At 35.8% G+C, this 8,530-nt stretch carries 4 protein-coding genes and 1 pseudogene; 4 read left to right on the top strand and 1 reads right to left on the bottom strand.

Annotation, left to right across the window (positions count from 1 at the left end):
• Both AFK68_RS37155 and AFK68_RS37150 read left to right on the top strand, forming a co-directional pair.
• Nucleotides 1-447, top strand: a 447-nt coding sequence (locus AFK68_RS37155) for a hypothetical protein (protein ID WP_168186590.1), incomplete at its 5' end; no start/stop codon positions are given.
• A gap of 13 nt (nucleotides 448-460) precedes the next feature.
• Nucleotides 461-649, top strand: a 189-nt coding sequence (locus tag AFK68_RS37150) for a hypothetical protein (protein ID WP_210407545.1), incomplete at its 5' end; no start/stop codon positions are given.
• 717 nt (nucleotides 650-1,366) lie between these two features.
• Here AFK68_RS37150 and AFK68_RS21420 read toward each other — a convergent pair.
• Complete coding sequence (locus AFK68_RS21420) at nucleotides 1,367-1,951, bottom strand: hypothetical protein (RefSeq protein WP_094674921.1); 585 nt, start codon at nucleotides 1,949-1,951, stop codon at nucleotides 1,367-1,369.
• Between the two features lie 418 nt (nucleotides 1,952-2,369).
• On the opposite strand from AFK68_RS21420, the pseudogene AFK68_RS45965 reads away from it, so the two are divergent.
• Both AFK68_RS45965 and AFK68_RS45960 read left to right on the top strand, forming a co-directional pair.
• A pseudogene (locus AFK68_RS45965) lies at nucleotides 2,370-7,140 on the top strand (AAA family ATPase); the annotation flags it as partial.
• Nucleotides 7,141-7,241: 101 nt separating this feature from the next.
• Entirely contained in the window at nucleotides 7,242-7,937 is a 696-nt protein-coding gene (locus tag AFK68_RS45960; protein WP_371357490.1) for a sensor histidine kinase, read from the top strand.
• Nucleotides 7,938-8,530: the final 593 nt, after the last annotated feature.

The raw sequence follows: 8,530 nt of genomic DNA, 5'->3' as shown, positions 1-8,530 counted from the left end.
AAATATTTAGCAAATCAACTGAATAATCTTGGAATGTTAAAACCAGGTTTAGTTATTAGTGATAATATTGAACTAATAGCTGCTAAAAAAGAGAAAGATAAAAGTTATGGTTCCTTAGATGGAATCATACCTTTAAATAATTGGTATTTTGTCAATGGTTGGGCATTTTTACCAGAGCGCAACGAACCTGCTGATGCGATTATTTTAACTTATAAAAATCAAGCAGATGATTGGATTATATTCGATATTTTAATGTCTGCTCAAACTCCCAGAGAAAGTTTAGTTCAACTATTTAATAATCCTGCTTATGTGAATGCTGCTTGGGAACAAACAATTGCTGGTAAATTATTACCAAAAGGTAAGTGGAAAATTTCAGCCTGGGCATTTGATGCTAAAGTAGGTAAAGCTTATAAATTAGATAGAAATCATCTGATTAGCAAAAATTAGCCAGCGATAAAANGCTCAAACTCCCAGAGAAAGTTTAGTTCAACTATTTAATAATCCTGCTTATGTGAATGCTGCTTGGGAACAAACAATTGCTGGTAAATTATTACCAAAAGGTAAGTGGAAAATTTCAGCCTGGGCATTTGATGCTAAAGTAGGTAAAGCTTATAAATTAGATAGAAATCATCTGATTAGCAAAAATTAGCCAGCGATAAAAAATTTTTTGTTCGTAGTAGCGCTTGAGCAATATCTCTAGTTCGGTTTGAGAGCTATACTACAAACTTTAATTGTAACTATTTACAGCGCTTTTCAAATTGATGAACCACATCTTCACAAGCAAAACATTGTAGGGACGTTCCATGGAACGTCCCTACTACTGTGGTTTACCCAAATGAAAACCACTGTAACCCGAATTGAGCATTAGTTGTCTGATATTTTACGACTTCAGGTGGCTAAACTGGAACGGTGCGTTACACTTCGCTAACGCACCCTACTGGACAGTTTCAACTAAAATAGTGCATTAGGAAGTAGGGGAGTAGGGGAGTAGGGGAGTAGGGGAGTAGGGGAGAAAGATTGTTGTTGGGTTTTTCCGTTGGAAATGCTCCGCAAACGGTTCCATGCTGCGCAATGCTAACGCAAACAACCCAACCTACATCTATTGCAACATTTAAGATGAAACAGTCCAATACTGGACTGACACAGCTAAAACTGTGCATTAGGAAGTAGGGGAGTAGGGGAGTAGGGGAGTAGGGGAGAAAGATTGTTGTTGGGTTTCGGTTCCTCAACTTGTCTCCCTTGTCTCCCTTGTCTCCCTTGTCTCCCTTGTCTCCCTTGTCTCCCTTGTCTCCCTTGTCTTCCTTGTCTAGACACAACCAAAAAGTAATGCAACATTTAAGATGAAACAGTCTACTACTGGATTCTATTATTGAGCATTAGTTGTCTGATATTTTGACGAGTCTATATCACTAAACAGGAAAGAGAACTCATCTATTGTCGATTTCAACTGTTGGGAACCAAAAGTTTTGAGAACGTTATTTTCAATAGTCGAACTATACTCTTCACATTGCCACTGACGACTGTTGAAACTACAGTTATAACCGATGACAAATTTAGCAAATGAATATAAATTTGGTTCTCTTCCGGAATTTTGATTTTTGGGAGGAAACCTATGAATAAAAGCATCTTGGCGACCATTTTTGTAAACAAAATCAACTCCACTTAAAATCACCCAATTTGCCTGGTTTTCTCCAGTTGGATTTAAACAAGCAACAGCTAGACTATAAAATGTCCGATGCATATTCGAGCCAGTAATCAAAAATTCTACTCCTTCACCATTGCAATTCATTGTTTTCCCTTTTTCCCATTCAATCCTGGTAATTTCTCGCTTTTGCCATGAAGTCCCTGCTAATGCTATTTCAGTGGTTAAATTAATAACTAATCCAGTAATTATAGTTACATAAATCCCCAGTTTTCTAATTGAAAATAATAAATTTTTAGCTAGTTGCATTTTACTCTCCTTGAAGTAATTTTTCGATATTTGTGAGTGGGTTTGTTATCCAAACAATAGTGAAAATAGGACTTGGAAACCAAACCCAGACAATATTTTTTCAGTGCTTTTTTCTATTTATACTAAATTCGCTTATAAACATACTTTATAAAATTTAACTAGCTATTAGCTATTAGCATTTCCTAACGTAATGCTCCGCAAACACGCACATTTACTGCTGACTGCTGATTGCTGACCGCTGACCGCTTTTTAAGATTAAATCCTCTCTCCATCTCCTCTATACCCTATACCTTCATCAGCTCTAAAATTATAATATTATTTAAGTAAATATCGTGATATAATTGATAAATTATTCAAATTATAACTTTAAAATTGCTATGAAAATAAAGTTATAAAAAAGCGTTTTGATTAACTGGCCATGAACTTAACTATAACATCCTTAAGCAATTACAAAATCGGCGACTTAATATATGAGAGCGAGGGTACAGTCGTCTATCGCGCAGTGACTAAAGCAGACTCTCAACCAGTAGTAATTAAACTGCTCCGAAATGACTATCCTTCCTTTAATGAATTAGTCAAGTTTCGCAACCAATATACTATTGCTAGTAATCTCCACATAGAAGGTATTGTCAAGCCATTAGCTCTAGAGCGTTATCAGAATGGCTATGCTCTAATTATGGAAGATTTTGGCGGTATTTCTTTAGCTCAATATTATCAAAATTTGTCTCACGATAAAAAAGATATATCCCAATTTTTAGACATAGCTATTCAGATAGCAGAAATTGTCTATCAATTACACCAAAATCGCATTATTCATAAAGATATTAAACCAGCAAATATATTAATTAATCCTCAAACTAAGGAAGTAAAAATTATTGACTTTAGCATTTCTACTCTGTTGCCAAAAGAAACTCAAACTATTCAAAATTACAAAATTTTAGAAGGAACTTTAGCCTATATTTCTCCAGAGCAAACTGGTAGAATGAACCGAGGAATAGATTATCGCAGCGACTTTTATTCGTTAGGTGTAACATTTTTTGAGATGTTAAATGGAGTCTTACCATTTGAAACAAAAGACCCCATGGAATTAGTGCATTGTCATTTAGCTAAAATGCCAGTATTAGGGAGTAGAGAAGGGGAAATACAAATACCCCAAATGCTAATGGAAATTGTAATGAAGTTGATGGCGAAAAACGCCGAAGATAGATATCAAAGTGCTTTGGGTTTAAAATATGACTTGGAAAAATGCCGGCAGGAATGGGAGGAAAAGGGAGAAATAGAGAATTTTGAGTTGGGAGAGCGAGATATCAGCGATCGCTTCCTCATTCCAGAAAAACTCTACGGTAGAGAAGCAGAAGTTGAACAGTTATTAGCAGCATTTGACAGAGTAGCAGCCCCCCCTCAATCACCCCTTGGAAAAGGGGGAGGTTCAGAAATAATATTGGTGGCAGGTTTCTCTGGCATTGGAAAAACGGTGGTTGTAAATGAAGTTCACAAACCTATTGTCAGACGAAGGGGTTATTTCATCAAAGGGAAATTTGACCAGTTTAATCGTAATATTCCTTTTTCTGCATTAGTGCAAGCGCTGCGAGATTTAATGGAGCAAATCTTGAGTGAAAGTGATGCTCAACTACAGCAATGGAAAAACAAAATTCTGGAGACAGTGGGAGAAAATGGGCAAGTAATCATTGAAGTAATACCGAAGTTAGAAAAAATCATAGGTAAGCAACCTGCTGTAGCGGAGTTATCAGGAAGTGCGAGGCAAAATCGTTTTAATTTGCTGTTTGGTAAATTTATTCAGGTATTTGCCACACAAAATCATCCTTTGGTTATATTCATTGATGACTTGCAGTGGGCAGACTCTGCTTCTCTGAATTTGTTGCAACTATTGATGAGTAAAGGAGAAAAGAGTTATTTACTATTCATTGGAGCATATCGGGATAATGAAGTATTTCCCGCTCATCCCTTGATGCTGACTTTAGAAGAAATTGCCAAAGAAAACGGAATAATTAACACAATTACCTTATCCCCGTTATCTCAGAATCACATTAACTTATTGGTATCTGAGACCTTAAGTTGTACTCCAGAAGTTGGTCAACCTTTAACAGAATTGATATATCAGAAAACCAAAGGCAATCCGTTTTTTACCACTCAGTTTATGCTCGGTTTGCATGGAGAAGGGTTAATTCAATTTAATACGGCGATGGGTTATTGGGAGTGCGATATTGCTCAAGTCAGGCAAATGACACTTACTGACGATGTAGTGGAATTTATGGCTGGGCGGTTGCAAAAGTTACCAAAAGAAACTCAACAGGTGTTGAAATTAGCTGCTTGTATTGGGAATCAGTTTAATTTGCAAACTTTGGCAGTAGTTTGTGAGCAGTCAGAAGCAGATACAGCAGATAATTTGTGGAAAGCTTTACAATTAGGATTAATTTTGCCACAAACTGAGGTTTATAAATTCTATCTGGGTAGGGAGAGAGAAAAGGAGCATACTAAAGTTAATCAAGATGTACAATATCGTTTTTTACACGATCGAGTTCAACAAGCTGCCTATACATTAATTCCAGAAAATCAAAAGCAATTAACACACTTAAAAATCGGTCAATTGTTATTACAAAAATTATCACCTGATGAAAAATCAGAGCAAATTTTTGCCTTAGTAAATCAGTTAAATCTTGGCAGAGCAGCCATATTTAGCCTAGAAGAAAAACAAAAATTAGCTGATTTGAATTTAGAAGCGGGCAAGAAAGCAAAACTATCCGCAGCTTACCAAGTAGCTGAAAATTATTTTACTATTGGCATTAATTTATTACCCATAACTGCTTGGCAAAATGACTATGAATTAATTTACAGTTTGTACCGTTATGGCTCAGAGGCAGCATATCTTTCTGGAAATTTTGCTCAAGCTGAACTTCTCTATACCGAGGCACTCAACCATGCTCAAACTGCTTTGGATAAAGCGGTAATTTATCGGATACAAATGACTCAGTATCAACTTCAGGGGAGAAATAGTGAAGCGATCGCCATTCAACGCCAAAGTCTACTTCTACTTGGTTGGGAAATTCCTATAGAGGAAAAAGTGATTCAAGTTAGTCTAGATGAAGAAATTGCCAAAGTTAAGAGATTTATACAGCAGCAGACAGTGGCATCAATTCTTAAGCTTCCCAAAATGAAAGATGAAAACATGGCAGAAATGCTGCGAATTTCACAAATTCTCTTCTACGCTGCATGGCTTGATGGTCAACCAACCCTAGCATTTCTAGCTCTGGCAAAGATGACAACTTTATCTTTAGAAAATGGTAATAGTGATATGTCTCCCTTCGGTTATGTAGGTTATGGTTTAGTTGTAAATGCCATGCTCAAAGATGCTACCACAGCTTATAAATTTGGAGACATGGCTGTGCAACTGTGCGAACAATTTGATAATGCTGATGTGCGGGGGATGACGAATTTTCTGTTTGCTGCAGATGTACATAGCTGGAGTCGCCCCATTCGAGAAGCAGATACTTACTACGAAAATGCTTATAAGTATGGAATGGAAGCAGGAAACTGGCTCACAGTAGGATTTATGATGATGCAAAGTGGCTCAGATCGCCTTACTTATGGTAAAAATTTAAGTGAACTATATACTATTGCCAAAACCCACGCTGATTTTTTGCGTCAGGTTAAAAGCTTAGAAAATTTGGATGCTTTAATTGTGGGAGTTGTGCAACCAATTCGCAATCTTTTGGGTTTAACTAAAACAATTTTCACCTTTGATGACGATGATTTCAGCGAATCTGAGTATTTACAGAAATATAGCAATACTCCTTACCATCTTTCTTGGTTATATTCTGTTAAAATTCGCCATGCTTATTTATTTAATAACCAAGCAGCTTATCCAGATTTAATTACCAAATTAGACATAATTGAAAATACTATTTCTAGCCACGCTAAAGTTCCTTCCAGTGTATTTTATGTAGCATTAATGCACATAACTTTAGCTGAAACTACAAAGGATGAAAAAGAGTATCAATTCCATTTAGAAAAACTTATTTCTCTAGAAGAAAAATTAAATACCTGGCAAAATTATTGTCCTGAAAATATTCTCCATAAATGTCTAATTATACAAGCAGAAAAAGCACGATTAAACGGACAAAAAACCGAAGCAATTGATTTATATGAACAAGCCATAACTACAGCTCAAACTAACCAATATGACTATGAAGAAGCACTAGCTCAAGAACTCCTTGCCAAATTATACCTAGACTGGAGCAAAGAAAAAATTGCCTGTATTTATATGCAAGAAGCCTATTATTGTTATGCCCGTTGGGGTGCAAAAGCCAAAACTGACGACTTAGAAAAACACTATCCTCAACTCCTCAAACCTATTCTCGAAAGGCAAAAACTTGGCTCCCTATCCAGTGCCACTTTCATTAATTTAACTCAAGGAACAATTTCCCAAACAACAATAGGAATAGAACAAATATTAGACTTAGCCACTCTAATGAAAGCATCGCGTACCCTTTCAGAAGATATATCCTTAAACGGAGCGATCGCTAACTTAATGGAAGTAGTCAGAGAAAATGCTGGAGCTGAAACTGCAGTCTTGATGCTTTTTCAAGACCAAAAGTTAATCCTGAAATCTGTGGTTACTGGCCAAGAAATTTTCACTCCTAGGTCTGTAACTGTGGCTACCAGTCATGCAGTACCTTTGAGTGTTGTCAATAAAGTCAAGCGCAACAAAAAGCCTTTAGTTATTGATAACGCTAGTAACAAAAATGCTTATGCAGGAGATACTTATATTCAAAAACACCAACCTAAGTCTGTTTTATGTCTACCCTTAATAGATCGTGGTCACGCGATCGGCATTCTCTACCTAGAAAACAATAAACTAGCAGGAGCATTTACAAAGGAGCGAGTAGAAGTATTAAGTTTACTTTGCTCCCAAGCAGCAATTTCCCTAGAAAACGCCAGATTATATCAAGAATCTCAGAATTATGCCCAAGAATTAGAGCAAGCACAACTACAACTTGTTCAAAGTGAAAAAATGGCTTCAATTGGTCAGTTAGTTTCCGGTATTGCTCACGAAATTAATAATCCTATCGGATTTATTTCTGGGAACCTAGATTTTGCCACTGAATCTATTCAATATTTAATGGATTTGTTACAACTTTATGAACAAGAATTTGAACATAAAAGTCAAANAATTGGTCAGTTAGTTTCCGGTATTGCTCACGAAATTAATAATCCTATCGGATTTATTTCTGGGAACCTAGATTTTGCCACTGAATCTATTCAATATTTAATGGATTTGTTACAACTTTATGAACAAGAATTTGAACATAAAAGTCAAAAAATTCAACAGAAAATAGAAGAGATAGAACTAGATTATTTGAAAGAAGATGTGCCAGAATCAATCCAGTCTATGAAAGAAGGAACAAAGCGGATTATTGAAATTAGTAAATCAATGAGAATTTTCTCCCGTGCTGATACAATAGCGAAAGTTCCATTTAACATCCATGATGGTCTAGATAGCACCTTATTAATTCTCAAGCACCGACTAAAAGCTAACAAGAAACGCCCAGAAATAAAAGTAGTAAAAAACTATGGATATTTACTAGAAATAAACTGTTATCCAGGACAAATAAATCAAGTGTTTATAAATTTAATTTCTAATGCTATTGATGCTTTAGACGAAAGTAATTCCGGGAAAACTTTTACCGATATTAAGGCAGCACCGAATCAGATTACTATTACTACAGAAATTGACTCAGAAAAACAACAGGCAATTATCAAAATAGGAGATAATGGTATGGGTATCAGTGAGGAATTTAAAGACAAAATATTCGGTCATTTATTTACCACAAAAGCAGTAGGAAAAGGAACAGGTTTAGGTTTATCAATTTCTCGAAAAATAATAGAAGAAAAACATGGAGGTAAAATTATTTGTAATTCAGAATTAGGAACAGGAACTGAGTTTGTAATTAGTTTGCCTCTTTAAGGTAAGCATTCAGCTATCAGCTACAATACACAACCACCTAAAAATAGTAGTCAGTAGTAAATAACTCTCAGTTGCTATTAATGTCAGAACATATCAAAAAGCCTAAAATTAAGACGGGATCAGATTGTTTCTTCTTGTCTTCTGCTAAGTTCATAGGAGAGAAGGTTTAAAAGCACAAAAAAACTGAAATTTCCCATAGATATTGACAGTTAGGTTGACACGCTCCGATACCAGCGGACATGATATGACTCCTGACTCCTACCCCTACTAAAAGAGTTTATTCAGCAAACCCTAATTACCGAATAATTAAGGTTTAAAGCCTCTCATGATCAAGGAGAAACAAGAAAATATTTCCTTTTATTCAATCCTATCCGTTTTTAGGGAGAGGTAATTATCAATTATCAATTATCAATTATCCATTATTGAAACATCCTAGTAAACTTCCTCTTCGCTGTTCCTTTTCTCCGCTAGGAAATTTATTTTGTATCACTACTTATATAGCACGGAACAGGGAACAGGGAACAGGGAACAGTGGGAAAAGTGTTTCCGTGGTCTTTGATTCATCATCAGTCTATGTCCTAATCGCCCTGGCT

It is taken from the genome of Hydrocoleum sp. CS-953, assembly GCF_002260545.1.
Taxonomy (GTDB): Bacteria; Cyanobacteriota; Cyanobacteriia; order Cyanobacteriales; family Microcoleaceae; genus Trichodesmium.
Note: the sequence above shows the minus strand (reverse complement) of the source record. Positions and strands in the feature narration are given on the sequence as shown.

Excerpts from the sequence above, each read along its gene's own strand:
- AFK68_RS21420 (WP_094674921.1), bottom strand. The coding sequence starts at position 1,951 with ATGCAACTAGCTAAAAATTTATTATTTTCAATTAGAAAACTGGGGATT.
- AFK68_RS45960 (WP_371357490.1), top strand. The coding sequence starts at position 7,242 with ATGGATTTGTTACAACTTTATGAACAAGAATTTGAACATAAAAGTCAA.